This is a genomic window from Thalassobacter sp. HA4-2 (assembly GCF_055693705.1).
The window spans coordinates 2,755,836-2,780,179 of sequence record NZ_JBVFUK010000001.1; the positions used below are offsets into that span (position 1 = coordinate 2,755,836).

28 protein-coding genes, 1 tRNA gene and 1 pseudogene are annotated in these 24,344 nt (G+C 62.0%); 14 read left to right on the forward strand and 16 right to left on the reverse strand.

Annotation, left to right across the window (positions count from 1 at the left end; genetic code table 11):
* Positions 1 to 34 precede the first annotated feature (34 nt).
* From ACZ1G0_RS13880 to ACZ1G0_RS13895, 4 genes are all read left to right on the forward strand, one after another.
* Entirely contained in the window at positions 35 to 658 is a 624-nt protein-coding gene (locus ACZ1G0_RS13880; RefSeq protein WP_472737480.1) for a queuosine precursor transporter, read from the forward strand.
* 358 nt (positions 659 to 1,016) lie between these two features.
* Positions 1,017 to 1,430: an alternative ribosome rescue aminoacyl-tRNA hydrolase ArfB gene (arfB, locus tag ACZ1G0_RS13885; protein WP_472737481.1), complete on the forward strand. Its 414-nt coding sequence runs from the start codon at positions 1,017 to 1,019 to the stop codon at positions 1,428 to 1,430.
* A 45-nt stretch (positions 1,431 to 1,475) separates the two neighbouring features.
* Positions 1,476 to 1,751: a type II toxin-antitoxin system ParD family antitoxin gene (locus ACZ1G0_RS13890; RefSeq protein WP_472737482.1), complete on the forward strand. Its 276-nt coding sequence runs from the start codon at positions 1,476 to 1,478 to the stop codon at positions 1,749 to 1,751.
* On the forward strand, positions 1,748 to 2,056 hold the full coding sequence (locus ACZ1G0_RS13895) for a type II toxin-antitoxin system RelE/ParE family toxin (RefSeq protein WP_472737483.1): 309 nt from the start codon (positions 1,748 to 1,750) through the stop codon (positions 2,054 to 2,056). Before ACZ1G0_RS13890 ends, ACZ1G0_RS13895 begins: the two co-directional genes overlap by 4 nt.
* A 13-nt stretch (positions 2,057 to 2,069) precedes the next feature.
* Here ACZ1G0_RS13895 and ACZ1G0_RS13900 read toward each other — a convergent pair whose 3' ends face one another.
* Together ACZ1G0_RS13900 and pncB are read right to left on the reverse strand one after the other, a co-directional pair.
* Positions 2,070 to 2,957, reverse strand: coding sequence for an Abi family protein (locus tag ACZ1G0_RS13900; protein ID WP_472737484.1), 888 nt, complete (start codon positions 2,955 to 2,957; stop codon positions 2,070 to 2,072).
* A gap of 223 nt (positions 2,958 to 3,180) precedes the next feature.
* Entirely contained in the window at positions 3,181 to 4,473 is a 1,293-nt protein-coding gene (gene pncB / locus ACZ1G0_RS13905; protein WP_472737485.1) for a nicotinate phosphoribosyltransferase, read from the reverse strand.
* A 144-nt stretch (positions 4,474 to 4,617) separates the two neighbouring features.
* Between pncB and ACZ1G0_RS13910 the strand changes: the two genes are divergently transcribed.
* Positions 4,618 to 5,172 (forward strand): L,D-transpeptidase, encoded by a 555-nt coding sequence (locus ACZ1G0_RS13910; RefSeq protein WP_472737486.1) that lies wholly within the window; start codon positions 4,618 to 4,620, stop codon positions 5,170 to 5,172.
* An 82-nt stretch (positions 5,173 to 5,254) separates the two neighbouring features.
* Here ACZ1G0_RS13910 and ACZ1G0_RS13915 read toward each other — a convergent pair whose 3' ends face one another.
* Positions 5,255 to 5,737: a hypothetical protein gene (locus ACZ1G0_RS13915; protein WP_472737487.1), complete on the reverse strand. Its 483-nt coding sequence runs from the start codon at positions 5,735 to 5,737 to the stop codon at positions 5,255 to 5,257.
* A gap of 160 nt (positions 5,738 to 5,897) precedes the next feature.
* On the opposite strand from ACZ1G0_RS13915, the gene ACZ1G0_RS13920 reads away from it, so the two are divergent.
* Positions 5,898 to 6,857 (forward strand): nuclear transport factor 2 family protein, encoded by a 960-nt coding sequence (locus ACZ1G0_RS13920; protein WP_472737822.1) that lies wholly within the window; start codon positions 5,898 to 5,900, stop codon positions 6,855 to 6,857.
* Here the strand turns inward: ACZ1G0_RS13920 and ACZ1G0_RS13925 are convergent.
* A complete protein-coding gene (locus tag ACZ1G0_RS13925; RefSeq protein WP_472737823.1) occupies positions 6,854 to 7,489 on the reverse strand; it encodes an ArsR/SmtB family transcription factor in 636 nt (211 codons plus the stop codon). The two genes, ACZ1G0_RS13920 and ACZ1G0_RS13925, sit on opposite strands and share 4 nt — an antisense overlap.
* On the opposite strand from ACZ1G0_RS13925, the gene ACZ1G0_RS13930 reads away from it, so the two are divergent.
* Positions 7,376 to 8,074 (forward strand): LysE family translocator, encoded by a 699-nt coding sequence (locus ACZ1G0_RS13930; RefSeq protein ID WP_472737488.1) that lies wholly within the window; start codon positions 7,376 to 7,378, stop codon positions 8,072 to 8,074. The genes ACZ1G0_RS13925 and ACZ1G0_RS13930 overlap by 114 nt on opposite strands.
* Positions 8,075 to 8,110: 36 nt before the next feature.
* Here the strand turns inward: ACZ1G0_RS13930 and ACZ1G0_RS13935 are convergent, their stop codons facing one another.
* Genes ACZ1G0_RS13935 through pncA form a run of 3 tightly spaced genes read right to left on the reverse strand, consistent with a single transcriptional unit; the run spans position 8,111 to position 10,062 of the window.
* The gene (locus ACZ1G0_RS13935) at positions 8,111 to 8,758 is read right to left on the reverse strand and encodes a hypothetical protein (protein WP_472737489.1); all 648 of its coding nucleotides are present in this window, start codon (positions 8,756 to 8,758) and stop codon (positions 8,111 to 8,113) included.
* Positions 8,759 to 8,800: 42 nt separating this feature from the next.
* Positions 8,801 to 9,475, reverse strand: coding sequence for a YkgJ family cysteine cluster protein (locus ACZ1G0_RS13940; protein ID WP_472737490.1), 675 nt, complete (start codon positions 9,473 to 9,475; stop codon positions 8,801 to 8,803).
* A complete protein-coding gene (gene pncA / locus ACZ1G0_RS13945; protein WP_472737491.1) occupies positions 9,472 to 10,062 on the reverse strand; it encodes a bifunctional nicotinamidase/pyrazinamidase in 591 nt (196 codons plus the stop codon). The genes ACZ1G0_RS13940 and pncA overlap by 4 nt, the downstream gene beginning before the upstream one ends.
* A 163-nt stretch (positions 10,063 to 10,225) precedes the next feature.
* Between pncA and trhO the strand changes: the two genes are divergently transcribed.
* From trhO to ACZ1G0_RS13960, 3 genes are all read left to right on the forward strand, one after another.
* Positions 10,226 to 11,020 (forward strand): oxygen-dependent tRNA uridine(34) hydroxylase TrhO, encoded by a 795-nt coding sequence (gene trhO / locus ACZ1G0_RS13950; protein WP_472737492.1) that lies wholly within the window; start codon positions 10,226 to 10,228, stop codon positions 11,018 to 11,020.
* A complete protein-coding gene (locus ACZ1G0_RS13955) occupies positions 11,017 to 11,388 on the forward strand; it encodes an acyl-CoA thioesterase (RefSeq protein WP_472737493.1) in 372 nt (123 codons plus the stop codon). Before trhO ends, ACZ1G0_RS13955 begins: the two co-directional genes overlap by 4 nt.
* 104 nt (positions 11,389 to 11,492) lie before the next feature.
* Positions 11,493 to 12,050 (forward strand): REP-associated tyrosine transposase, encoded by a 558-nt coding sequence (locus tag ACZ1G0_RS13960; RefSeq protein ID WP_472737824.1) that lies wholly within the window; start codon positions 11,493 to 11,495, stop codon positions 12,048 to 12,050.
* Positions 12,051 to 12,098: 48 nt separating this feature from the next.
* On the opposite strand, the gene ettA is transcribed toward ACZ1G0_RS13960, so the two are convergent.
* A complete protein-coding gene (gene ettA, locus ACZ1G0_RS13965; RefSeq protein ID WP_472737494.1) occupies positions 12,099 to 13,754 on the reverse strand; it encodes an energy-dependent translational throttle protein EttA in 1,656 nt (551 codons plus the stop codon).
* A gap of 160 nt (positions 13,755 to 13,914) precedes the next feature.
* On the opposite strand from ettA, the gene ACZ1G0_RS13970 reads away from it, so the two are divergent.
* Positions 13,915 to 14,406: a hypothetical protein gene (locus ACZ1G0_RS13970; RefSeq protein ID WP_472737495.1), complete on the forward strand. Its 492-nt coding sequence runs from the start codon at positions 13,915 to 13,917 to the stop codon at positions 14,404 to 14,406.
* 3 nt (positions 14,407 to 14,409) lie between these two features.
* On the opposite strand, the gene ACZ1G0_RS13975 is transcribed toward ACZ1G0_RS13970, so the two are convergent.
* The 4 genes from ACZ1G0_RS13975 to ACZ1G0_RS13990 are packed head-to-tail and all read right to left on the reverse strand — an operon-like array spanning position 14,410 to position 16,980.
* The gene (locus ACZ1G0_RS13975) at positions 14,410 to 15,282 is read right to left on the reverse strand and encodes a bifunctional helix-turn-helix transcriptional regulator/GNAT family N-acetyltransferase (RefSeq protein WP_472737496.1); all 873 of its coding nucleotides are present in this window, start codon (positions 15,280 to 15,282) and stop codon (positions 14,410 to 14,412) included.
* A 36-nt stretch (positions 15,283 to 15,318) separates the two neighbouring features.
* The gene (locus ACZ1G0_RS13980) at positions 15,319 to 15,597 is read right to left on the reverse strand and encodes a hypothetical protein (RefSeq protein WP_472737497.1); all 279 of its coding nucleotides are present in this window, start codon (positions 15,595 to 15,597) and stop codon (positions 15,319 to 15,321) included.
* Between the two features lie 21 nt (positions 15,598 to 15,618).
* The gene (locus ACZ1G0_RS13985; protein WP_472737498.1) at positions 15,619 to 16,299 is read right to left on the reverse strand and encodes a PspA/IM30 family protein; all 681 of its coding nucleotides are present in this window, start codon (positions 16,297 to 16,299) and stop codon (positions 15,619 to 15,621) included.
* 36 nt (positions 16,300 to 16,335) lie between these two features.
* Positions 16,336 to 16,980: a TetR/AcrR family transcriptional regulator gene (locus ACZ1G0_RS13990; protein WP_472737499.1), complete on the reverse strand. Its 645-nt coding sequence runs from the start codon at positions 16,978 to 16,980 to the stop codon at positions 16,336 to 16,338.
* An 89-nt stretch (positions 16,981 to 17,069) separates the two neighbouring features.
* Here ACZ1G0_RS13990 and ACZ1G0_RS13995 point away from each other — a divergent pair.
* From ACZ1G0_RS13995 to ACZ1G0_RS14005, 3 genes are all read left to right on the forward strand, one after another.
* Positions 17,070 to 17,146: transfer RNA gene (locus tag ACZ1G0_RS13995), tRNA-Arg, on the forward strand.
* A 122-nt stretch (positions 17,147 to 17,268) separates the two neighbouring features.
* Positions 17,269 to 18,072, forward strand: coding sequence for an HAD-IIB family hydrolase (locus ACZ1G0_RS14000; RefSeq protein WP_472737500.1), 804 nt, complete (start codon positions 17,269 to 17,271; stop codon positions 18,070 to 18,072).
* Positions 18,065 to 19,282: a glycosyltransferase family protein gene (locus tag ACZ1G0_RS14005; protein ID WP_472737501.1), complete on the forward strand. Its 1,218-nt coding sequence runs from the start codon at positions 18,065 to 18,067 to the stop codon at positions 19,280 to 19,282. The genes ACZ1G0_RS14000 and ACZ1G0_RS14005 overlap by 8 nt, the downstream gene beginning before the upstream one ends.
* Here the strand turns inward: ACZ1G0_RS14005 and ACZ1G0_RS14010 are convergent.
* The 4 genes and pseudogenes from ACZ1G0_RS14010 to ACZ1G0_RS14025 form a co-directional block, all read right to left on the reverse strand.
* A pseudogene (locus ACZ1G0_RS14010) lies at positions 19,279 to 21,026 on the reverse strand (sugar phosphorylase). The gene ACZ1G0_RS14005 and the pseudogene ACZ1G0_RS14010 sit on opposite strands and share 4 nt — an antisense overlap.
* 199 nt (positions 21,027 to 21,225) lie before the next feature.
* Positions 21,226 to 21,660 (reverse strand): hypothetical protein, encoded by a 435-nt coding sequence (locus ACZ1G0_RS14015; RefSeq protein ID WP_472737502.1) that lies wholly within the window; start codon positions 21,658 to 21,660, stop codon positions 21,226 to 21,228.
* A complete protein-coding gene (locus ACZ1G0_RS14020; RefSeq protein ID WP_472737503.1) occupies positions 21,657 to 23,564 on the reverse strand; it encodes a M91 family zinc metallopeptidase in 1,908 nt (635 codons plus the stop codon). Before ACZ1G0_RS14020 ends, ACZ1G0_RS14015 begins: the two co-directional genes overlap by 4 nt.
* Entirely contained in the window at positions 23,554 to 24,084 is a 531-nt protein-coding gene (locus ACZ1G0_RS14025; protein WP_472737504.1) for a hypothetical protein, read from the reverse strand. The genes ACZ1G0_RS14020 and ACZ1G0_RS14025 overlap by 11 nt, the downstream gene beginning before the upstream one ends.
* Between the last annotated feature and the right edge of the window lie 260 nt (positions 24,085 to 24,344).

Sequence of the window (24,344 nt, forward strand, 5' to 3'; positions counted from 1 at the left end):
GTCTCCGACCACCATGTAAAAACGGAACTTAAAAATGAAATCAGTAGTTTGGGGCGTCATTGCGATGGCGTCCGTTGTCGTGGCCTCGAACATCGGGGTCCAATATATCATCGCAGACGGATGGCTGACATGGGGGGCGTTCACCTACCCGCTGGCCTTCCTCGTCACAGATGTCATGAACCGGGTCTACGGGTCCGCCACCGCGCGCAAGGTGATCTTTGCGGGCTTTGCCACGGGCGTCGCCTGTTCGTTGATCGGCAGCCAGATCGTGGGCGAGTTCGGCCCGCTGGTCACACTGCGCATTGCCGTCGGTTCGGGCGTCGCGTTCCTGACCGCGCAACTTATTGATCTGGCGATCTTTTCGCGCCTGCGCGATGCGGATTGGTGGAAGGCGCCTCTGGCGTCCACACTGATCGGGTCGACCGTGGATACGGCCATCTTTTTCTCTGTCGCGTTCTCGGCCACCTTTGCGTTTATCGAGCCGGGCAATGACACATCTTGGGCCACGGAACCCCGCGCCCTGCTAGATGTGGGCCCCGTCCTGCCCTATTGGGTCGGTCTGGCCGTGGCGGATTACGGGGTGAAGCTGGCCATCGCCCTGCTGGCCCTGATGCCCTTCCGCGTCCTGACCACGAAACTTTCCGCTAAATCTGCGTAATCGAGGCTTGATTTACACAACATCTGTGGCAAGCTGACCCTATCAGCAACGCAACGAAAGGAGGTGATCCAGTGTCTAAATCGGTATTGGAGAAGTGTGTCGGGACAACTGTGGAGGTGCGTGTCTAGGGCAGCCCTTAGGCGCAAAAATCCGCAGGTGAGCAGGCTCTAACCGCCCACCTCCTGAACCCTAGGGGTCGCCCGCGTTGCGTTGGCGGCCCTTTTTCGTGGGATTTTCACGATCTGGGACTCCCCCCGAAACCCACCCCGAAAACACCCCCGAAAAACCGTGGGCGCCTTTTGCGGGCCGGGCGGGGGTATTTTTGCCCCAATGAAGCGGGCTGTGGTAAGAGGCGGCCATGTTGCGCGTGAATGATCAGATTGGAATCGAGGAGTGGGAGCTGACGGAACAGTTCACCCGCTCCTCCGGCCCCGGCGGGCAGAACGTGAACAAGGTGTCCACGGCCGTTGAGCTGCGGTTCGAGGCGGCGCGGTCGCCCGCCTTGACCGGGGCGGTGAAGGCGCGGCTGAAACGGCTGGCGGGGCGCCGGTGGAACGTGGACGGATCCATCGTGATCCGCGCCGAAGAGACGCGGTCCCAAGCGCGGAATAGGGAGATCGCCCGCGAGCGCTTGGTGGACCTGATCCGCCGCGCGCTGGAGGTGCCGAAACGGAGGGTGAAGACGAAGCCCACCCGGGGCAGCGTGGAGCGGCGGTTGAAGGCGAAGAAGGTACGCGGCGAGGTGAAGAGCTTGCGGGGGCGGGTTGACTAACCGCACGCAATTACCAAATATTGGTACACAGCATCGGAGGGTCTTATGGCACGCAACACGTCGGTTTCACTGGGCGATCATTTTACCGGGTTCATTGAGGAAAAGGTGAACGAGGGGCGCTACGGCTCTGCGTCGGATGTGATCCGCGCGGGGTTGCGGTTGTTGGAGGAAGAAGAGGCGAAGCTGGCGCGGCTGCGGGCGCTGATCGCAGAGGGCGAGGCGAGCGGGCCGGGGCGCGAGATTGATTGGGACGAATGGCGCGCGGAGCGGGTACGAGCGTACTATGAAAAGAATCCGGAGAAGGCCGAGCAAGCGTCTTGAAGGCTGTTATCATCCTGCCGAGTGCAGAAGCAGACATCATGGATATCTGGCAATATGGACTTGCAGAGTGGGGCGTTGATCAGGCGATCAAGTACGACGCTGAGGTTCAGGCGCGGATTGAGGGCTTGGCCAGGTGTTTGACGGCCTCACGGGCTGCTTTTGAGGTCGGAGACGGGATGCGCCGCGCCTTGGCGGGGCAGCATGTGGTGTTTTTTCGGGAGGATGAAGTTGCCGTGACTGTGGTGCGGGTTTTGCATCAGCGGATGGACGTTCTCAAACACACTTCTTGTGAAGAAGGCGATTGAAGCCCCCAAACAGTCATGCGGACCAAAGTGGGTTATCAAGCCAGTCGGGCGGGAAGCCTGCCGATGTTAGCGTAAGTCTTTGCGAAGTTGGGAAAGTAGCAATGTGATTGACGAAACGCTGCTTCCAGGAAGTCCTGGGATTTGCGCTCATCAGCATGAACCTTGCAATACATGCAACTGAGTAGAGACGACTGTTCACTCCATCTACAGCCTGCAAGTGCTTCAAGAGGTCGGGCAAATCGTTACCCGCCAAAGTAGGTTGGTTAATTAGCGGCTTGTTCCACAATCGTGAATGATGCGCGCAGACGTTCCGTGTGAATGAAAGCGAGCGTGACCAAGATCGGAGATAGTTTGGTTTAATTCCACGGTAGCTCCGTCCGATCCCCATAAGGTCAGTGTTTCTCATGCCGTGGATCAAATGAGACAAGGGACCGAAATCCAATAGCTCAACTGCAATCCAAACAGGCATGTCATCGTTCGGATACTTTGTCCGGAAATGCTTTGCGAACTGGTCTTTGGAGACACTCGCCCGCCGGTCTAAGTGTTGCAGCCACTGCCTATGCTTTGTGGCGCCGCCTTGTTTTTGAGGTGTCGAGAACTCGTTGCTAAAATAGCGAAGATCACGATGCGCTTTCGGATTGTGTTTTCCCAAAGCCAAGGCCACCTCTGTGCGCAATGATACTTCGATCCGCTCCAACGCATCTAGCATGATCAGTCGGAGCCTACCATCGAAGGTGTAGAGGTCAGTGGCCTCCTTAAACGTGGTACCATCTCGGAAGTGGTCGAGTACCTCGCCACTAGCGACGTCCCTTTCCCGCATGGGATGCCAATAAGCACTCAAGCGATAGTAACCAATGCGCTGAAGATATTCAGACGCCTTGGCGACGTCTTCGATCTGCATGCCGCGTGATCTTAGTAGATCAATCTGTTGACAGATCGTCAGGTATGGCTTGTCGTACAAAAAAGGCCGCCCCTTGTGCAGAAGCAACAGAGGGGGCGACCATATTACCGCTTATATGCCTGCTGGTTTGCCCGTTTGCAACCTCTGTCACAATTTGTGAGTCTTGCGCGGTTGCCAACATGCACGCAAAAATGAATACAAACAATAGATTAAATGGCGCAAGCTAGACCACAACCTCCACCCGGTCCTGATCCCCGACCCCGAACACCCTTTTGTACCGTTCGACCTCCGCCTCCGGGCCCATGGCTTTGTTGGGGTTGTCGGAGAGTTTGACGGTGGGGCGGCCGTTGGCTTCGACCGCTTTGCACACCAGAGAGAACGGGGCGAGGGTGTCGTCGGGGACCAAACCCCTGAAATCGTTGGTCAGGAGCGTGCCCCAGCCAAAGCTGACCCGCACGCGGCCTGCGAATTGGCGTTGCAGGGTTTCGATCTTGTCCACGTCCAGACCGTCGCTGAAGATCACCAGTTTCTCGCGGGGGTTCTCGCCGCGCTCTTTCCACCAGTTGATCGCCGTTTCCGCCCCCGTGGCCGGGTCGCCGCTGTCGATGCGGATGCCCGTCCAGCCCGCCAGCCAGTCCGGCGCGCGGTCGAGGAACCCCTTGGTGCCGTAGGTGTCGGGCAGGATGATGCGCAGGTTGCCGTCGTGTTCCTCGTGCCAATCGGCCAGCACGTCGTAGGGGGCGGCGGCCAGGGCCTCGTCCCCCTTGGCCAGGGCGGCATAGACCATGGGCAATTCGTGGGCGTTGGTGCCGATCGCCTCCAGATCACGGTTCATGGCGATTTTACAGTTGGAGGTGCCGGCGAAGCTGCGGCCGAGGCCTTCGTTCATGGCCTGCACGCACCAGTCCTGCCACAGGAAGGAGTGCCGCCGCCGGGTGCCAAAGTCCGCGATGCGCAGGTCCGGCAGGTCGCGCAGGCGTTCGATCTTTTCCCACACGCGGGTCATGGCGCGGGCATAGAGGACCTGCAGCTCGAACTTGCCCATGTCGCCCAGCACCGCGCGGGACCGCAGTTCCATCAGGACCGACAGCGCGGGGATTTCCCACAGCATGACCTCGGGCCAGGACCCTTCGAACGTCAGCTCATACTGGTCGCCCTTCCGTTCCAAGTGGTAGGGGGGCAGGCGCAGGCCCTCGAACCAGTCCATGAATTCGGGGCGGAACATCTGGCGTTTGCCGTAGAAGGTGTTGCCGCGCATCCATGTGCTTTCGCCGCGCGACAGGGACAGGGTGCGGATGTGGTCCAGTTGTTCGCGCAGCTCGCCCTCGTCGATCAGGTCGGCCAGCGGGATATGGGTGGACCGGTTGATCAGGGAAAACCGGACATGGGTGTCGGGTTTGTTGCGGTGCACGGATTGGCACATCAGCAGTTTGTAGAAATCGGTGTCGATCAGGGACCGCACGATGGGGTCGATTTTCCACTTATGATTGTGGACGCGGGTGGCGATATCTACCATGGGGCGGCTCCGGTCGGTTGGTGCGCCTTTGTGCCAAGCGGGGGGCGCGGGGCAAGGGTGTCGCTCGCGCCTTTGTGACCGGGCCGGGACTTGGAGGGGCTCGGCCGCGGGGGCATATGTATCCGAACAGATCGGAGAGCCCCCATGGACCGTCGCACCTTTGCCCTTGGCGTCACCGCCGCCCTTGCCACCCCCGCCGTCGTGTCTGCGCAGGACCAACCCGATGTACGCGTGTCGCGGCGCAATATGTCGTCCTTCCGCAAGGTCCGCTGGCAAGAGCATTTTGACCGCAACGACCGGGTCACGATCATCGCGGACACCCAAAGCCGGGCGCTGCATTACTGGGCGGTGGATGGGGCGGATTACCGGGTGTATCCCACCAGCGTGCCCCTGACCGAGGAGCTGACCCGGCGCGGCTATACCGAGGTGGTGCGCAAGAAGGAGGGGCCCAGCTGGACCCCCACCGCAAACATGCGCGAACGGGACCCGACCCTGCCCGCCTTCATGCCCCCCGGCCCGGACAACCCCCTTGGCACCCACGCCCTTTATCTGGACTGGCCCGCCTATCTGATCCACGGCACCCACGACACGCGCAAGATCGGGCGGCGGTCGTCGTCAGGCTGCATCGGGTTGTACAACCACAAGATCGAAGAACTTTACGCCCTTGTCCCCGTGGGGACACAAGTGCGTTTGATCTAGGGGCGGCGGGACAAGTCCCGCCCTACGGTGCAGTTGGCCCCCGGCGGTGATCAGGTCGCCCGGTCTGGGACGCAGGCGGCGGTTAGAGAAGGTTGCGATCTTTCGCGACGCAGATGGCGGCGGACAGGTCCAGCACCTCGTCGTAGGACATGCTTTCGATCGTCCGGTCGGACCAGTCGTCCATGGTGGAGATCAACCCGGAATTGGTTGGGGGCGTATCTTTGTAGAACGCGAGGGTACCCGCCAAGTCTGCTTCCACCTCGTCCGCAGCGCCCTCAATTTCATTGGAGTCCAACTCGATCATTGCGGCGGCCAGGGCGGACACCTCTTCCATCCCGCCAGAACAGTTGCGTTCTGCGATCGAGGCCATGACCTCGTCGGCTGTCGGGTCAAAGGAGGTGCGGATCGTCGTGGAGGTCAGGCTGGTGTCGATATCGTTCGACAAATCCTGCACACCACCGGACACGACGGACATCGTGGCCAAGCCCAGCCCAACCAACCCAGCGGTCAGAACCACCCAGTCTACGGTCACGGCGCCTTGTTCGTTGGTCACAAAATCCATCATTTCGCTCTCCGTTGTGCGATGTGTGGCCTCTCAATCACGGACAATGATGACCGTTTTAAGGCGACAGGCTGGTTAAACGGAGCCGCCACGCCCGTGCCCCTTTGCCATGCAAGTGCGCTTGATCTGACAGCGCAGCGCGTGCAGGGTCGCACCCATGACCCTGCCCGGCTTTGACCCCCGCTACACCGACCTGCCCGATTACATCCTGAAATGCACCGCCCAGATCTGGGAAGGGCGCGGCATAGCCGAGCTTGACTGGCACTACGGCGACGACCTTCTGGTGCGCACCCCCGGCGGGATCAACCGGGGCAACGGGGCAGGCAAGGCCAACACCATGGCCACCCTGACCGAGTTTCCTGACCGGGAGTTGCTGGGCGAGGATGTGATCTGGTCCGGCGATGCCGAAGCGGGGTTTCTGTCGTCCCACCGGATCGTGTCGACCGCCACCCACGCGGGCGGGGCCTTTGGGCCGGCCACCGGGCGGCGCGTGAAGTTTCGCACCATCGCGGACACGTTTTGCAAGGCGAACCGGGTCTGGGACGAATGGCTGATCCGGGACAATGCCGCGATTGTGGTGCAGATGGGCGGCACCGCGCGGGACCATGCCCGCAGCACCATGGCCCATGGGCCCACACCGCTGACCCCCGAGACGGACGAAGCGGGCCCCTACACCGGGCGCGGCAATGCGTCCCCATGGGGACAGCGGCACGCCGATATCCTGCACCGGATCATGGGTGCGGATTTCAGCGTGATCGAAGGGGCGTATGACCGGGCCTGTACCCTTGCCCTGCCCGGCGGGGTCGAGGATCACGGTTGGGCCGCCGCCACCCGGTTCTGGCTGGGCCTGCGGTCGGCCTTTCCGTCCGCGTCCTTCACCATAGACCACCAGATCGGGCGCGAAGATGCGCTGATGTCCCCGCGCAGCGCGATCCGCTGGTCCCTGACCGGCACCCACGACGGCTGGGGGGCCTTTGGGCCGCCCACGGGTGCCCGGGTCCATGTAATGGGTGTCAGCCATGTGGAATTCGGCCCTTGGGGCCTGCGTCGGGAAACGACCCTGTTGGACGAGATTGCCATTTGGCAACAGATCATGGCCCACACGGGCGAGGGGGTGGACTAGTACAGCAGCGCGGCAAACCCCGCCTCGCCCTGTTGTGTGAATGTCAGGATGCGGGTGCCGGGGTCGCGGTGCACCCAGCCCTGCCCCTCTATGTGGGTCAGGAAGGCGCGCCCAAGGCTGCCCGCAAGGTGCGCGCGGCGTTCAGACCAATCGAGGCACGACCGGCACAGGGGCGTGCGTTTGGCCAACAGCGGGGCGAGGTCGAGGCCAAGTTCGGTGAAATACGCATGGCCCGGGGGCGTCAGGGTCACGGTGTCGTCCCCCACCGCGATCAGCCCCCGCGCCATCAGGTGGTCGTAGAAGCGCGTGCCCATGTCGCCTGCCAAGTGGTTGTAGCAGACCCGCGCCCGGCGCAAGCGCGCGTCCTTGGGTCCGGTGCGGGTGCGCAAGGCGGGGGTGGCGGCCAGGCCCATCAACCCCTCTAGCACCTGGGCGACTTGGGGACCGGCGAGGGCGAAGTACTTGTGCCGCCCCTGCTTCTGCGCGGCCAGCAAGCCGCCCGCGTCCAGTTTTGACAGGTGCCCGCTGGCGGTTTGCACGGTCACGCCCGCCTCGGACGCAAGTTCGGTCACAGTCAGCGCCTTGCCCGACAAAAGGGCCGTGAGCATGTTGGCGCGGGCGGGATCACCGATAAGGGCAGCGCCGCCCTGTCCCCCGGACCCAACATGGTCGCCGTCGCGTCCCGCGCCCTTGGGTCCGGGCGGCGGTCTGCCTTGGCCGTGGCGTGCGGGTTGGGGGTCGGCGCGTTCCTGTGGTCGGGCCTGACCGCCCTTGGGCTGGGGCGCCTGTTCGAGGCCTACCCCATGGCCTTGCGCATCCTTGGCCTGTGCGGCGGGGCCTACCTGCTGTGGCTGGGGATCAAGGGCTGGCGCGCGGCCCTGACCGGGGCGGCGGGGCAGATCACCCCGCGTGCAGGGTCGGGCCTGTGGCGGGACGCGCTGCACGGGCTGACTGTGACGGCCACGAACCCGAAGGTGGCCCTGTTGTGGGCGTCGCTGGCAACCTTTGTGGCCCCGGCGGTCCAGGCCCCCGGGGCGCTGTTGCTGTTCACAAGCGGGTCGGCGGTGATCATCTTTGGCATCTATGCAGGCTGGGGGCTGGTGTTTTCCAAGGGCCGGGTGCGCGGCGTCTACGCCCGGTTCGCCCGCACGACCGAGGCGGTGTTCGGCACGCTGTTCGGCGGGCTGGGCATCACGATGATGGGGCGGTCGCTGTAGGGGCGGTGGGACAAGTCCCACCCTACCGGGCGCGGGTCAGTCGATCGTCACATCCGCGATCATTGTGGCAATACCTGCGGTGGGTGTGCCGATCTCGATGATCTCAAGCGCGTTGGTGCCATCACCACTGCCGCCGGTGATCTCGAAGCTGAAATCCGAGACGACCGCGCGATTGGCATCAATGGTGCCGATCACCTCGCCGCCCCAACGCACCTCGGCCAACCCTTGGGTGCCATAGTCCGCCGCAGAGATGGTCAAGGTCTGTGTCCGTCCCAGACCGATGTCATCCACCGTGCGTTTCATGCCGTGGTAACTGCCAGAAACGAGGTCAATGGCGTAATCTGCGTCGCCTAAGTCAACCCCCGCAAAGCCGTTCTTGATCATGGACGCACCTTGGATTGTCCAGCCGCCCAAGGTTCCAACGCCCGTGTCATACCCCCAGGGGCGCGCCGTCCCGCTGGGGGCCAGGGTGAACAGTTCATTGACCGGCGCGGGATCAAACGACGTCAGGATCATGCCCTTTGAGGACAAGGTACGGTCCACGTCTTCGGACAGGTCCTCGACCCCGCCACTGACCAAACCCATGGTAGCCAGTCCCAGACCCACAAGCCCGGCGGTCAGAACGACCCAATCTACTGTGACGGCCCCAACCTCGGAGCGGGTGAATGAAAGATTCTGTTTCATTCACCGCACGTGCCAGAGAAGTGTGGCAAGATTTGGGAAGGATCAAAGTGCTGTGCGGGCGCGTTCGTCCTCCAGCTCTCTGGGTTTGTGTCTGGCACGGGTCAGGGCGGTGTCGATGTCCACCCCTTCGACCGCTGCCACCGCCACGGTGCGCAGGGCGTAGGTGGGGGCGCGACCGGGGCCGAGTGTCGCCCGGGACAGGGCCTGGGCGGTCAGGTAGGTCGGATAGGCCGACAGGACACCGGCCCCCTGCGCGGGCGTGTCGTTGGCGATCTGTTCGCAGGCCTGGGCATCTTGGCTGACGTAGGTGCGGCAGATCATCGGGCGCGCGGCATAGGCCCGGCACATGCGCGTGGCGGGGTCCAGACTGGGGCAGGCCTTGGGGTGCCATGCCCGCCCGTCCGGCGCACCGGCCAACGGCGACAGGGCGGCGTGCAGGGCGCGGGCCTCGGCCTCGGTGGTCATGCCGCCGTCATCGCCCGTCAGGATGCAGCAAAACGCGCAGCCCGCCTTGCAGGCCAGCCCCTCGGGCGGGGCGGTCTGTTGCAGATCCACCTGCCCCAGACCCACGGCAGCCGTTCCATCGTTCAGCATCCGGGCGTGTTTGGCGGGGGGCGTGTTTTGGAGCACGGCCACCAGCATCTTGCGCGCACGGTCGATCCCGGCCTTGGGGCCTTTGACCTTGGCGCGGGTCAGCTTTTTCAGCAGGTCCGTCATGCCAGCGTCACACCGGCGTCCCGCATCCCCGCCTGTGCCGCGTCCAGCGATCCGTCGAAGTCAATCGCCCGGCACAGGTCCATCTGCACGGTGACCTTGAACCCCAACCGCGCCGCGTCCACCGCCGAGTAGTTGACGCAAAAATCCGTGGCCAGGCCCACCAGGGTCAAGTCCGTGATCCCCCGGGTCCGCAGGTACCCCTCCAGGCCCGTGGGGGTGGTCTTGTCGTTCTCAAAAAACGCGGAATAGCTGTCGATAGTGGGGGTGTAGCCCTTGCGGATCACCATATCGGCCCGGTCGGTGGCAAGGTCGGGGTGGAAGGCCGCACCGGGGGTGCCTTGGACGCAGTGATCGGGCCACAGGACCTGGGGGCCATAGGGCATCTGGGTCATGGACATGGGCGCCGCCCCGTGGGTCGAGGCGAAAGAGGAATGCCCCGCCGGGTGCCAATCCTGGGTCAGGATCACCGCTGCAGCCCCCGCCATTGCGGCGTTGATGCCGGGCACGATATCCGCGCCGCCCGCCACGGCAAGTGCGCCGCCGGGGCAAAAGTCATTCTGGACGTCGATTACAAGTAGGGCGTGCATGGGGGCCTCCGGTCGCTGCTGCGACCAGAGTACGCCTTGAGGCGCGCAGGGCAAGGCGGTAACCGGGGGGCATGTGGATTGTAGCTGCCCTGTATCATTTTGCGCCCCTCGTGCCCGCCGACCGTCAAGCCCCCTGCGCGACTTGGCGCAGGGACATGGCGTTGTGGGCACCCTGCTGCTGGCCCCCGAAGGCGTGAACGGCACCATTGCAGGCCCCCGCGCCGGCATCGACGCAGTGCTGGCCCATATCCGCGCCTGGCCGGGTTTTGACGCGCTGGAGTGGAAGGAAAGCACCGCCGAGGCGCAACCGTTCCGCAAGCTGAAGGTGCGCCTGAAGCGTGAGATCGTGACCCTGGGTGTGGAGGGCGTGGACCCCCGCGCCGCCGTGGGCAACTATGTCGCCCCGGCCGATTGGAACGCCCTGATCAGCGATCCGGATGTGGCGGTGATTGATACGCGCAACGACTATGAGGTCGAGATTGGCACCTTCCAAGGATCCATCGACCCGGGCACGCGGGCCTTTGGCGAGTTTCCCGCCTGGTGGGAGGCGAACAAGCACAGGTTCCACAACAAGCGCATCGCCATGTTCTGCACCGGCGGTATCCGCTGTGAAAAGTCGACGAACTACCTGATGAGCCAAGGGGTGGAGGACGTGTTCCACCTGAAGGGCGGCATCCTGAAGTACCTCGAAGAGGTGCCCGAGGAAGACAGCCTTTGGGACGGGGCCTGTTTCGTGTTCGACCGGCGGGTCAGCGTGGAACATGGCCTGCGCGAGGGGCCGCACGACCTGTGCTGGGCCTGCCGCCGCCCCGTCGCCCCCGAGGACAAGGCGCGCCCCGAGTATGAAGCAGGCGTGCAATGCCACCGCTGTGTGGACGAGTATACGGACGCAGACCGCGACCGCTTTCGCGACCGTCAGCGCCAAGTGGGCCAGGCCGAGGAAAGGACGCACAGATGACAGATGCACGGGGCGAATTGCTGTTGCGGACGATGGCCATGCCAGCGGACACGAATGCGTCGGGGGACATCTTTGGCGGCTGGTTGCTAAGCCAGATGGACATCGCGGCCGGTATCTTGGCGGGACAACGGGCCCAGGGGCGCGTGGCGACGATTGCGATAGAGGCCATGAAGTTCATCCGGCCCGTCCATGTGGGCGATGTGCTGTGCGTCTACGGCCGCGTCGTGCGAGAGGGCCGCAGTTCCATGGGCATTGAGCTGGAGGCCTGGGCCCTGCGTGGGCGGATCGGGGATCGGGACAAAGTGACCGAGGGTATGTTCACATTTGTAGCGATTGACGAGGCCGGAAAATCACGGGCTTTGCCGTAGGAACTGACACGCGTTTTGTGAGGTCGCGGGACTAGTCGTTGGCTTGGCCCAATTTTTGCCGGGCCCATAACGGCGCGTTAACCTTAATGGTGCACCAAGGCGGCATGTCACATTATCGCCGCCCTCGCCCCGCCACCTGCCCTGTGTTTTTCACCGTGTGCCTCGCTGATCGTACATCAACCACGCTGCTGGATCATCTTGACGTGTTGCGCGGTGCCGTAGCTCACGTAAAATCCCAGCGCCCCTTTGACATCCTTGCTTGGGTCGTGCTGCCCAACCACATACATGCTGTGTGGCAACTGCCCGAGGACGACCCCAACTATTCCCAAAGGTGGGGCAGTATCAAAGCGCGGTTTTCCCGAGATGCCTGTAGGGCGGGACTTGTCCCGCCATCCGCGCGACAGGGCGGTGGGACAAGTCCCACCCTACGAAAAGGGGAAACCGGGATTTGGCAACGCCGTTTCTGGGAACATCACTGTCGCGACGAAGCGGATCTGAACAACCATCTGCGCTACTGCTGGTTCAATCCGGTCAAACACGGCCTGTGCCGGGATCCCTTTGAATGGAGCCCGTCGTCCATTCACCGCGACCGAAATCTCGCGCTGCGCCTCGATGTCATGGCCCCTGATCTGGCTGATCACGCATATGGCGAGGCGGCGTAGGGCGGGACTTGTCCCGCCCCCGCGGGGGCAGATGGGATAAATCCCATCCTACCGGGTGAACTTCTTGTACTTCACGCGGGTGGGCTCCAACGCATCAGCGCCCAAGCGGCGGACCTTGTCTTCCTCGTAGGCTTCGAAGTTGCCCTCGAACCATTCCACGTGGGCCTCGCCCTCGAACGCCAGAATGTGCGTGCACAGGCGGTCGAGGAAGAAGCGGTCGTGCGAAATGATCACGGCGCAGCCTGCGAAATCCTCCAGCGCGTCTTCGAGCGCGCGGAGCGTTTCCACGTCCAGATCGTTGGTCGGCTCGTCGAGCAACAGAACGTTGCCGCCCGATTTCAGCAGCTTGGCCATGTGGACCCGGTTGCGTTCCCCGCCCGACAAAAGGCCCACGGGTTTCTGCTGATCGCCGCCTTTGAAGTTGAACGACCCGCAATAGGCGCGGGAGTTCACTTGCGCATCCCCTAGGTCGATGATCTCCGCCCCGCCGGAAATCTCTTCCCACACGGTCGCCTTGTCATCGAGGCTGTCGCGGGATTGGTCCACGAACGCCAGTTTGACCGTATCCCCGAATTCCACTGTGCCCTCGTCCGGTTTCTCGACGCCGGTCAACATGTTGAACAGGGTCGATTTACCTGCGCCGTTCGGGCCGATCACGCCGACGATGCCGCCGGGGGGCAGGGCGAAGGACAGGTCTTCGATCAACAGGCGGTCGCCAAAGCCTTTCTTCAGGCCCTCGACCTCGATCACCTTGTTGCCCAGACGGGGGCCGTTGGGGATCACGATCTGCGCCTTGCCAACCTTCTCGCGCTCGGACTTGCTGGCCATTTCCTCGTAGGCGTTGATGCGGGCCTTGGACTTGGCCTGGCGGGCCTTGGCGCCTGCGCGGATCCATTGCAGTTCGCGGTCCAACGCCTTTTGCTTGGACTTGTCCTCTTTCGCCTCGCGCTCCAGCCGGGCGGCCTTTTGCTCCAACCACGCGGAGTAGTTCCCCTCGTAGGGGATGCCGCGGCCCCGGTCCAATTCGAGGATCCAGCCGGTGATGTCATCGAGGAAGTAGCGGTCGTGGGTGACGATCAGGATCGTGCCCTTGTAGTCGATCAGGTGGCGTTGCAGCCAGGCGATGGTCTCGGCGTCCAGGTGGTTGGTCGGCTCGTCCAAGAGCAGCATGTCGGGCGCTTCAAGCAGCAGTTTGCACAGCGCCACGCGGCGGCGTTCCCCGCCGGAGAGGTTCGCGGGCATGGCGTCATCGGGGGGGCAGCGCAGGGCCTCCATGGACACATCCACCTGACTGTCCAGATCCCACAGGTTCTGGCTGTCGATCTCGTCCTGCAATTGCGCCATCTCTTCGGCGGTTTCGTCGGAGTAGTTCATGGCCAGCTCGTTATACCGGTCCAGAATGTCCTTCTTTTCCTTCACGCCCAGCATGACGTTTTCGCGGACGGTCTTGTCCTCGTCCAGGTGCGGCTCTTGCGGCAGGTAGCCGACGCGCGCGCCTTCGGCGGCCCAGGCTTCTCCGGTGAAATCCTTGTCCATCCCGGCCATGATTTTCATCAGGGTGGATTTACCCGCGCCGTTGACACCAACCACGCCGATCTTCACCCCCGGCAGGAAGGACAGACGGATGTTCTCAAAGCACTTCTTGCCACCGGGATAGGTCTTGGACACGCCGTCCATGTGATACACGTATTGATAAGCAGCCATTGCGCCCTCCTGCGGGATGTTTGCGGTTGGATATAGGGCGCCGGGGTGCGGTGCAAGGCACCCCGCGACCCAGTCGCTGTTTACGGATGGGGGTCAATGTCGCCACAATCCTGCCCAAGACGTGCGAGATACGTTAACCGAAACGTAGGAAAGGCAGAGCATGCAGTTTTTAACAAATGAGCAAGGCGCGGTGACAGTGGATTGGGTCGTGTTGACGGCTGCATTGGTCGGACTTGGATTGGCCGCAATGGGTGTTGTGTCTTCGGGTGTGGAAACACAGTCCAAAGCCATTGAAAGCCACTTGAAGACCGACATGATCAGAACGAGCTTCTTCACGGGCGGGCCGTCGAGCTTTCCCAACCTGAAGGGCTGCGCGGACGGGCTGGAAGCGATTACCACCTTTGCAACTGCGCAGGCTCAAGAAGGAAATTGGGACGTTGCGGGCGAAGGGCCGAACTACGGAGATCTTGATCCCGGCGACATCCCCGCAGAGATCAACAGCGTTTACGCAAACACTACGGTCGAACAAGCCAACGCACAGATTGCGATCTGGGAAGCAGACTACGAAAACCCGGAAAAGACCCTGCACCCGTCCGACTTTGCCGAATGGGCCATCGTGGAGTGTTTGGCCGCGGGCGTCCCTAACGGCTAAGCGCTAAAGATCTTTGGCAAAGAACAGGTCCGGGTTCGGGTCGTCGTTGAACCGCTCCACCGCGCGCCAGCCTGTCGCGCGATACATGGCCGTCGCCTCGTGCAGGACCGAGTTGGTGTCGAGCAGCAGGCGCGTCATGGATTGGTCCCGGGCGATCTGTTCGCAGGCGTCCATCAGGCGGCGGCCAAGGCCAAGGCCGCGTGTGCAAGGATCAACCCACAGACGTTTGATTTCGCCCGTTGTCGCGTCCCGGCGTTTCAGGCCCACCCCACCGAGAATTGCGCCATCTAGTGTCGCGATCAGCAGTGCGCCATTAGGCGGGGCAAGCCCCGTCAGGGTCGGCGCAGAGGCGTTTTCGATATCGTACCCCGTGGGGTGGCGCGCCTGTATCTCGGCGATGAAAGCGTCTTGGTAGGACAGCGCGCGAGGGTCTTGGTCGTCCACCTGTTCGATCTCGATCCGGTCTGCGCCGAGGGCCGCGGTGATCAGCGCCATCGCCTGTAGCAGAGCCTTTGGGCGGCGCACGCGGGTCAGGATGTCATTGGCCCGGGCGTCGGACAGGGCTTCGTAGGCCGCGAATTCTGCCTGCCCGGCCTCGGTCAGGGCGGCGATGCGTTGGCGTTTGTCGTCCGGGGCGGGCGTTAAGGTGATGAGGCCCTCGTCTTCAAGCCGTCGCAGCAGGCGGCTCATCAACCCGCTGTCGAGATCGAGAAAGGCGCGGACCTGCGCCACATCGCCCATGCCATGGCCAATCGCATTGAGAACGCGGGCCACCCCAAGGGGGCGCCCGCGTCCAAGGAAATCTTCGTCCAGCGCGCCCACGTTACGGGTGACGGCGCGGGCAAAACGGCGGACGGTTTGGATATCACTGCTCATATATCTGACATAAGTCAGATATATGATCCGCGCAAGCTACTTCGTCTCGTCGCTGACGTAGGCCCCAAGGATCCGTTCGTTCTTGGCGTCTTCCAGTTTGGCCAGACGATCCGCCGACAGTTTCGCGTCAAAGCGATATTTGACGAAGTTCACCAAGGCGAGGGTCAGCAGCAGCACAGAGATCCCCCAGAACCCCTTGGTGGACAGGGGCACATCCGTCGACAGCCACAGGGAAATACCCAGCATGGCATAGGCGACTGCCACGCCCACGCCGTTGAACATCATGATCAGGCCGTTGTCTTCGTTGCGTTCCATAGTCTCTCTCCGGTTCTTTGATTAGGCGTTGTTGGTGTTCAGGCGGGCCAGCACGTCGCTGGCCGTGGTGCGGGTGGCGGTGCCAAAGCCCGCCTCTGCCATGCGAGACGGCAGGGTGTCGTGGTTCAGGTCCGCGTTGATTTCGGCAAGGATATCGGCCTGTTCCAGCGGGTCATCCCGGCCCAAAACGCGGGCGATCAACTCTTCGGCCTCGTGGGCGGCGCTGCTGGCAACCGCAGTGCCGCGCAGGCGGACCTGCATGTCCTGTTCCCGGCGCAGGGCCCGGGCGGTTGCAGCACCCAGTTTCAAATCAATGATGCGGCGATGCCCCGCCTCGACCGATCCGCGCAGGCGCAAGACCTGCCCTTCCAGCCGGGCAACGGTGTCGGACCGGGCCTGCATCTCGTTTTCCATGTGGGCGATGGCCTCGGCGGCTTGGGCTGCGAGGTCTTGGCGATCACCGTCAAGGGCTTGGCGCGCCCGGTCCATCAGGTCGGCGTGGCGTGCGGTGAGTTGGTCCAAATGGCTACGCTCCGCCCGCTCTCGCTGGATCATCAAGGCCAGCTGCGATTTGGCTGCTTTCAACTGGGCCTCCGCCTCGCGGATTTTCTGGTCAATCAGATCAATGGCAAAGTGATCGCGCAGTTGTTCTTCGCCCCGCGCACTGGCCCCGCGCATCAAGGTGTTGAGTGTTCGAAACATAGGTTCCTCCGTTCCATCTCGCGTCATGAACGCTGTTCATAAAACGGACATAGTGCGAGAATGACCGTCGTTCAAGGCGCAATTTGAACAGCGTTCAGTTTTTTTCGTTTCACCGCTCAGGACGTATCGGATCATCTCTGGCAATTGATCTTCGGCGACGCCGGTGATCCAGCGCTCGGTCCCCAACAGGACAATCCCGTGGATGGCCGAGAACAGCGCACGGGTGCGCATGCGGATGTCGTGTTGGGACAATTCGGGATGTAGCTGGATCAGGGGTGCGTCGATCATGGCAAACAGCTGGTCCAACGCCTGCAAATACCACTCCGGCGCTTGGTGATCCGACCGGATACCCGCATCAAATAGCGTGCGCCACAGACGCGGATGCAGCTGGGCAAAGTCCAGATAGGCGAGCGACATCGCAACCAGCTGATCCTGCGGCGGCGCATCCGTGTCCAATTGTGCCGCCACATGCGCCCCAAGGGCCTCGAAGGTTTCGCCGTTCACAGCGAGGGTCAACTCGTCCATATCCCCAAACACATTGTAGATCGCCCCGACAGAACACCCGGCCCGCGTGGCCAGATCCCGCGCCCGCAACGCCCCGACCCCATCAGTCCGGATCGTGTGTTGCGCCAAATCGATCAGCTTATCGCGCAAAGCGGCGCGGCGTTCGGTGACTGACATGGCTTCCTCCGACATGAACTGTGTTCAGGCCTAATCAGGTCACACCCCCATTGCAAGCCGCCCCCTGTTTGCGGCAAAAGGCACCCAGCGGTCCCTTAGCTCAACTGGATAGAGCAGCTGACTTCTAATCAGCAGGTTGAGGGTTCGAGTCCTTCAGGGATCGCCATTTTGCCTAAAAATATAGCGCGCTTTGTTGATCGGAGTGTGCGCCCTTGGTTTGCGCCGGGCAAAACCAGCGTCAAGGACATCCCGCTTGCAGTTGAGGCGTGATCTTGCCAGTGTCATGGTATGACGCGCCATTGTGAACTGCTTGTTTTTACTGATCTCGATGGAACGCTGATCGATCACCACACCTACGATTTCACCCCTGCGCAACCGGCCCTTGCGATGCTGGGCCGCATGTCCGCCGGACTGGTTTTGGCAAGCAGTAAAACCGCGTCGGAAATCTGCGCGCTGCGTGCCGAGATCGGTTGCGCGGCTTGGCCCGCGATTGTGGAAAACGGGGCGGGTGTCTTGCCTGCCATGGCCAGCGAAACGCCGCAGAACGGTCCTTACCGTGCCATCCGGGCGGCGCTCGCGGAGATCCCCGCACCACTGCGCGCTCTGTTTCGCGGCTTTGGGGATATGTCCACGGCCGAGATCGTGCAACGCACGGGGCTGACGGCGCAGGGGGCGGCCCTAGCCCAAGACCGTAGCTTTTCGGAGCCCGGCCTTTGGTCCGGGACCGACGCACAGCGGGATCTGTTCTTTGCAGCTTTGGCAGACCACGGCATTTCGGCGCAACAGGGGGGCCGGTTTCTGACATTGTGCTTTGGGGCCAACAAGGTGGATCAGATGCGCAAGATCATTGCCCACTACAAACCACGCCGCACCATCGCACTTGGCGATGCGCCCAATGACATCGAGATGTTGGAACATGCCGATATCGGTGTGATCGTTGCCAACCCCACCCGCCCACCGCTGCGACCGCTGAAGACCGAAGGCACCGGGCGCGTCATCCGAACCCAAGACCCCGGCCCTGTCGGTTGGAACGCAACCCTTTGCGACATTCTCAAGCGCCTCGAACAAGAACAGGATCCACTTCATGGCTGATTTCCATCAAAACGGAAACATCACGACACTGCACAACCTGCGCATGCGCGACGTGTCCGAAATGGAAGCAGAGCTGCGCGCGTTTGCGACCACACGCAAAATCACGCTGATCCTGCCGTGTCTGTATTCAGAGCTGGGCCGAGAGGCGATGCCTCACATCCTCAAAGAGCTTGCGAACGTCAGCTATCTGCACCGCATCATCATCGGCCTCGATGCGGCGAACGAGGAAGAATACCGCCATGCCAAGCAGTTTTTCAAAGGGCTGAACCAAAACCACATCGTCATCTGGAACGACAGCCCCCGCATGTTGGCCCTTGGGGCGCGGCTGGAGGCCTTGGGCCTTGCGCCCAGCGAACAGGGCAAGGGCAAGAACGTCTGGTCCGCATTGGGATATCTGATGAGCTGTTCGGACTCGGCGGTCATGGCCATCCACGACTGCGATATTCTGACCTATGACAAGGAAATGCTGGCGCGGCTGGTCTATCCTGTTGTGAACCCAACCTTTCCCTATCAAGTCGCCAAGGGATACTATGCCCGGATCGGGAACGGCAAACTCAACGGGCGCGTCACGCGGCTGTTGGTCAGCCCGCTTTTGATCGCCTTGAACCGGGTGATAGGGTCCCGTGACTACATCGATTACCTGCGCAGCTTTCGGTATCCCTTGTCTGGTGAATTCGCCATGCGCACGACGATTTTGCCCGACCTGCGCATCCCATCCGATTGGGGGCTTGAGATCGGGGTCCTGTCCGAGGCGTGGCGCAATCTAGCCCCCAAGGCGGTGTGTCAGGTAGAGATTTCGGACGCCTATGATCACAAACATCAGGACCTCAGCCCCGACAAGGCCGAGGCGGGGTTGAACCGGATGTCTGCAGACATCTGCAAAGCGATCTTCCGAAAACTGGCCGCCGATGGCACGGTCTTTACGCCCAATGTCTTTCGCACCCTCAAGGCCACCTACTATCGGTCGGCCCTGGATCTGCTGGACAGTTATTGCAGCGAGGCCAAGATGAACGGGCTGGAATTGGACCGCCATTCCGAGGAACAGTCGATCGAGCTGTTTGCCGAAAACATCATGCGCGCGGGTCAGGTGTTCTTGGACAACCCCCACGAGACCCCGTTTATTCCCACGTGGAACCGGGTCCACGCCGCCGATCCAAGCTTTCTGGCCGATATGAACGCCGCCGCCCAAGCCGACGAGGCGGAGTATTAGGGCCGCCCACCGTTGGTGATCCAGCGGCACTGATAGGGTGCTAGGGTCAACGCCTCTTGGTCCATGTCGATGGGCGCGCCATCCAACAGGTCAAACCACGTCTCGTCCTGGATCAGGTTCATGGACAGCTGGGACAGCACCACCTCTTGGTCGCTGACATTGTGCAGGGCAAAGATGGACTGCCGCCGATCCAGGCTTTGCCGCCACACCCCAAACACCTGATCGCCCAAGGGCATAGTGAACTGGGTTGCGTTGGGGTGGAACGCAGGTTGCTGCGCCCGAATGCGCAACCGTCTGGACAAGGCCGCGAGGACACGGGATTGCGGGGACGAAGGGTCGTCCAGCAGGCCGTTCAACGCCTGATAGTCCCATTTATGGCGGTTGATCGCGCGGTTCATGCCGCGATGGGCGACTTGGTCATGGTCATTCGGCGTGGCCAACATGGAATGGATGTAGAACGCCGGGATCCCCTCCAACGACATAGGGATCGTCTGGGTGCATATGAACCGTTCAAAATGATAATCGTCTTCGCCCCAAAAGGTCTGCGACGTGGCCTCGTAAAATGTAGTGTTGATTTCATAGGGCGCCTCGCCCCCACCGGGCAGGGATCGCATGGAAACAAGCCCACCGATGTTCCGGATCGTGTCGATCATACGACTTTGCTCTGCCTCGGGCAAAATACCCTCGGCCGGGCGCATCCCGATCCCATCATGGCTGGCGGTGAAGTTCAGGTACGCGCAGCCCATGGGCGCGGGGGCATGCCACTTTGCCAGTACCGCAGGTATTGGGCAGAACCGGACATGACCGCATGCAAGATCAGCGGCGGCAGGGGAAAGTTGTAAATGGCGTGCGCTTCATCGTGCTTGCCAAAGTAGCTCAGGTTTTCGGCCTTGGGCACGTTGGTTTCCGTCAGCAGGATGATGTTTTCATCGGCATAGTCGCACAGAACCCGCATCAGCTTCACGATGGCATGGGTCTGGGGCAGATGGATGGAGGGGGTCCCCGCTTGCTTCCAAAGGAACGCCACAGCATCCAAACGAATGATCCGAACGCCGTTGTCGACGTGCAACCGGATGATCCGTATGAACTCCAACAACACCTCTGGGTTGCGGAAATCCAGATCAATCTGATCGTGACTAAAGGTGCACCAGACATGGCGCGGGCCATGGATCGTCTCCACCTCGCGCAGCAGCGGGGTGGTGCGGGGGCGCACAACGTCCGACAGGTCTTCGTCCGGGCTGGCCTCGAAAAAATAGCGATCATAGGGCGCTTGGCCCTGTCGATACCCGTTGAACCACGGACCCTGACTGGACACATGGTTCAGAACCAAATCCGACATCAGCACAAAGTCTTCGCTGATCCGATTGATATCGGGCCAATCCCCCAACTGCGGGTTTACAGCCCGAAAGTCCGACACCGCAAAGCCGTCGTCGGAGGTGTAAGGAAAGAACGGCAAGATGTGCACGCCGTTCACAACACCCTTCATTCGGCGCAACAGAAAGTCATGCAGCAGATCAAGGGGCTTATGGCTGCCGTCTATGATCGAGTTCCCATAGGTGATGAGAAGGGCGTCTTTTTCGGTCCACAGATCGTTGCTGGGCGTGCGGCCGGCGTGGCGGTTGGTCGGCGTGTCGGGCCAGAAGGCTGCTGTAATGTCCCGGGCCATGGCGCCGCAATCAGCGTCGGGATATATCTGACCAAGCAAATGGGACAGTTTGCCAAAAAGCGGGTTTGTATCGGTCATGGGCAGATATCTCGATCAGGGGCGCACAGACATAGGGCCTGTTCTGCCCGCAGCATACCGAAAGCATACCCCTTTTCCAGTGGCTGCTTGCTGCCAGAAATGCCTGAATTTTCATCACATTAGGGACGTGAACCACATGGCGTAGACCAAGCATTTTCGAAATGGGTTTCTGGCGCGGGCCATTGCGGGTACAACACCGTCAGCCCTGCAAAGCCTGCTCTATCACGTCCAAGGCCTGTAGGATCGGCGCGCGAAACTGGACACTGACGCCGAATGGGTTCGCCTCCAACTTGCGGATTACCGGGTCTTTCAGCACCTGCGCGCGCACCGCTTTGACGTGCGTTTGGGTCCGGGCGATCTGTGCGGGACGGGCGGCATCGTCGGCGGCGGCAAGGGCCGCAAGGACGGCAGACAGGTCGCCATCATCACACAAGCTGCGCGGATCAGTCCGGGCGATGCGCGCCAGATCAGGATGGCCCGTCGCCTGCAGGTGCTGCATCAAACCCTGCGCGGACGCGGCGGCCCGGTCCAAGGCACCGCCCCAAAGGCCGGTCAAATCCGGCACAGCCATGGGACGCACTTGCACACCCAAGTGGTTTGCCAAAAATGCCCGCTGCGTCGGTGTCAGGGTCATTCTTGCAGACCGTCTGGCGTGCGCGCCTGCACATAGGCAACCGCAGCATCCGCAACGCTGGGCGCGACGGGGACAGAGCCGTGGGACAAGCGTTGGGCCGTCAGCCCGTAGTCATCGCGGACACTTTGTTCGGACAGTTCATCGCCAGCAATCGTCCAATGCTCCTCAAAGTTGGTCCAAGTGTCTGCGAGGCCCGCGTCGCGCATCGCATCCGCCAGATCATCCCCCTCAGACGGGCGGGACGTACCGGTCAAACTGTGCAACGCGTGCAACATCTCATGGGCCATGACGACAGAGGTGGGGGCCATGATCAGGTTGCCATTCTCCGTTTGGACCAGACTGTCGCCATCCTGCGCCCCGCAAGGCATGGAGACGACGCAACCAGAGGCTTTGCCATCAAACTCAAGATTGAAGGCTTTGGATTTCGGGATCGGCGCAGGCAGCACATCCAACACCGCACCTTCCGTCTGGGACAAGGCCGCATCCAATTGTTCCATGATCCGCCGGCCGCTTTCGTTTGCCATCAAACGGGCGATGTCTGCCATGATCTGCATGCGAAACGCCACGAACGCCTCAAGGTCGGGCAGGATATCGTCATCACCAGCGAAGTTTTCCCTCAATCGGACGGCGGTCTGGGCGCGGTCCTGCTCTGCCAATCGGGCGGCGACCTCGGCCGGGGTCTGAGGGTCCGCCGGCGACGGAGTGACCATGACGGCCGCGCTCGGGTCTACTTCATCGTAGCCACTGGCCGATCCGGCGTCGGGCGCGGCAGCCGCAGGTGGAGCGCTGTCATCACTGACGTCATCACCATCTTGGGCGCGGTCAAGGATGTTGGCCGCGTCCAGCCCCCCGGGCAGGCGCATCGTCCCCGCCTTGTCGCGCTTGTCGCCCAAAAGGCTGTCCCAAACCCGCTGCAAGGTCTGCTGACGGTCTTGCGGCAAGTCAGCGAAGCCCGGCACAGGCGGGGGCGGCGTCATGCCCCGGTCAATCATGGCCGTGATCAGCTTGCGATGCTCGGCCTGCACAACCTCGGCCAGATGCAGCCCATCGCGCGGCGGGGGCAGATGGTCGCGTGCGCGTCGGTCCATCCAAGCATAGATGTCGCGGCTGATCCGATTCAGATCTTCCAGCTGTCCCCGGGCCTGATCCGCAGTCACGTTGTAGGCGTCCGCCTTGGCACTGAACACCGACAGTTGATCGAGGATCTTGTCCCGCTCCGGGTTGTTGGCGGGCGCGTCAATCACGGGCAAACAGGCGGCCACGACCGCGCGCATGGCCGCGTTGTTTTCCGCCTTGCGGGCCTTGGCCTCTGCCGCTTGCGCCTCTAGTGCGGCTCTGCTGGCGGAAAGCTGATCCTGCGCTGCACCCAAGGCCTGTTGCGTGGCCTCGGCGGCTTGGGCGATGTCCATGACCCGTTTTGGCAAACGATCCGCGCCAAAATTCAGGGCCTTTTGGGCAGTTTCTAAGGTGAACTGGCTGCCTTCGGTCTGGTTGTGCATGGCCAATTCAGCACTGTACTTGGCCAGCGCCTGTTCAGAGGCGCGGATGATCTGACGCGCGCGATCAAGTTGGGCGATGGCCTGCATCCGCTGCGCCTCTGCCTGCTGAAAGGCGAGGTTGTCTGTATCGGCCTTGGCTTTGGCCTGCTGGATCTGCTCTTGGGCCGCCTTCCAATTTTCGACAAAGCCCTGCTCTGCCTCGGCCAGTTCTGCTGCGTAAGTCTTGAACAAATCCATATCCAACGACAGATCGCTGTTTTGCTGACCCAATACATCCGGGCCAATCGTCTTGACGGCCTTGTCCGAGAACGCATTTGACGGGCTGGCCCTGCCCAGACCCAGCATCCGCGCCACTTGGCTGGCCCAGTCTTGCTGCTGAGGGGTGATGTCCTTTTTATCCGCCATGGGTGCCGCTCCGTGCTTGGGACATGGCGATCAGGCTGTCGGTCATGTCGAACCAATGGGTGTGACCTTCGGTATCGGTGATGAAATCAAAGAATTGTCCGTCCGCCTGATCGGACCCTTGAGTGCCCGGCGTCCGGTCCAGATAGGTCAGGATATCTTCTTGATCCGTGATCTGAATGGGCCGGTAGGGTGCGGCCGGGCTGCCGTCCCCTGTGGCCACGACACTGGCAAGGCAGGCTTGGGCAAAGGAGGTCTCGCGCTTGGCCCGATGCACATCCCCCGCCGCAAAGGCAGCGCGGCTGATCTGGAAATGTGCCCGTGGGCTCAGCAGCCAGTTGGGCATCATTCCCGGGACAAGGCGCAACGCACCGTGAGGATCGTCTTCGGCCAAGAATTGATCCATGCGCAGCACGGCGTCCGAAAACAGATCAAACGTCTGTGCCCCATGAACGGCACGGCGCAACGCCAGATAGGTCTGCGCATTGGGCGATTGCAGGAAATCTCCTAGCAGATCAGGCATCAATGATTTCCCCGAAATGGGTCAAAGCTTAAAATATACCCCAGTGATGCACGCCGCCCCGCCGTCTGTCTAGGGCGCATGACTGCGGCGGATCACGCAGATGTGACCGGACAAGCGTGGCGCGGGGGCAACGGCGGAGCGTGTTATGGAACTCCTTACCTTTATTTGGCGTAGTCTTGGGTACACAGTACAGCAACACGCTGCCACGTGAGGAAACACTATGCACAGACGATCCTTTCTTGCCGGATCAAGTGCGGCGC

Excerpts from the sequence above, each read along its gene's own strand:
- ACZ1G0_RS13915 (WP_472737487.1), bottom strand. The coding sequence starts at position 5,737 with ATGATGGATTTTGTGACCAACGAACAAGGCGCCGTGACCGTAGACTGG.
- ACZ1G0_RS13940 (WP_472737490.1), bottom strand. The coding sequence starts at position 9,475 with ATGACGGACCTGCTGAAAAAGCTGACCCGCGCCAAGGTCAAAGGCCCC.
- ACZ1G0_RS14020 (WP_472737503.1), bottom strand. The coding sequence starts at position 23,564 with ATGGCGGATAAAAAGGACATCACCCCTCAGCAGCAAGACTGGGCCAGC.
- ACZ1G0_RS13970 (WP_472737495.1), top strand. The coding sequence starts at position 13,915 with ATGCAGTTTTTAACAAATGAGCAAGGCGCGGTGACAGTGGATTGGGTC.
- ACZ1G0_RS13935 (WP_472737489.1), bottom strand. The coding sequence starts at position 8,758 with ATGAAACAGAATCTTTCATTCACCCGCTCCGAGGTTGGGGCCGTCACA.
- ettA (WP_472737494.1), bottom strand. The coding sequence starts at position 13,754 with ATGGCTGCTTATCAATACGTGTATCACATGGACGGCGTGTCCAAGACC.
- ACZ1G0_RS14000 (WP_472737500.1), top strand. The coding sequence starts at position 17,269 with ATGACGCGCCATTGTGAACTGCTTGTTTTTACTGATCTCGATGGAACG.
- pncB (WP_472737485.1), bottom strand. The coding sequence starts at position 4,473 with ATGGTAGATATCGCCACCCGCGTCCACAATCATAAGTGGAAAATCGAC.
- ACZ1G0_RS13880 (WP_472737480.1), top strand. The coding sequence starts at position 35 with ATGAAATCAGTAGTTTGGGGCGTCATTGCGATGGCGTCCGTTGTCGTG.
- ACZ1G0_RS13960 (WP_472737824.1), top strand. The coding sequence starts at position 11,493 with ATGTCACATTATCGCCGCCCTCGCCCCGCCACCTGCCCTGTGTTTTTC.
- ACZ1G0_RS13955 (WP_472737493.1), top strand. The coding sequence starts at position 11,017 with ATGACAGATGCACGGGGCGAATTGCTGTTGCGGACGATGGCCATGCCA.
- ACZ1G0_RS14015 (WP_472737502.1), bottom strand. The coding sequence starts at position 21,660 with ATGACCCTGACACCGACGCAGCGGGCATTTTTGGCAAACCACTTGGGT.
- arfB (WP_472737481.1), top strand. The coding sequence starts at position 1,017 with ATGTTGCGCGTGAATGATCAGATTGGAATCGAGGAGTGGGAGCTGACG.
- ACZ1G0_RS14005 (WP_472737501.1), top strand. The coding sequence starts at position 18,065 with ATGGCTGATTTCCATCAAAACGGAAACATCACGACACTGCACAACCTG.
- ACZ1G0_RS13990 (WP_472737499.1), bottom strand. The coding sequence starts at position 16,980 with ATGTCAGTCACCGAACGCCGCGCCGCTTTGCGCGATAAGCTGATCGAT.
- ACZ1G0_RS13890 (WP_472737482.1), top strand. The coding sequence starts at position 1,476 with ATGGCACGCAACACGTCGGTTTCACTGGGCGATCATTTTACCGGGTTC.
- pncA (WP_472737491.1), bottom strand. The coding sequence starts at position 10,062 with ATGCACGCCCTACTTGTAATCGACGTCCAGAATGACTTTTGCCCCGGC.
- ACZ1G0_RS14025 (WP_472737504.1), bottom strand. The coding sequence starts at position 24,084 with ATGCCTGATCTGCTAGGAGATTTCCTGCAATCGCCCAATGCGCAGACC.
- ACZ1G0_RS13985 (WP_472737498.1), bottom strand. The coding sequence starts at position 16,299 with ATGTTTCGAACACTCAACACCTTGATGCGCGGGGCCAGTGCGCGGGGC.
- ACZ1G0_RS13900 (WP_472737484.1), bottom strand. The coding sequence starts at position 2,957 with ATGCAGATCGAAGACGTCGCCAAGGCGTCTGAATATCTTCAGCGCATT.
- ACZ1G0_RS13910 (WP_472737486.1), top strand. The coding sequence starts at position 4,618 with ATGGACCGTCGCACCTTTGCCCTTGGCGTCACCGCCGCCCTTGCCACC.
- ACZ1G0_RS13975 (WP_472737496.1), bottom strand. The coding sequence starts at position 15,282 with ATGAGCAGTGATATCCAAACCGTCCGCCGTTTTGCCCGCGCCGTCACC.
- ACZ1G0_RS13980 (WP_472737497.1), bottom strand. The coding sequence starts at position 15,597 with ATGGAACGCAACGAAGACAACGGCCTGATCATGATGTTCAACGGCGTG.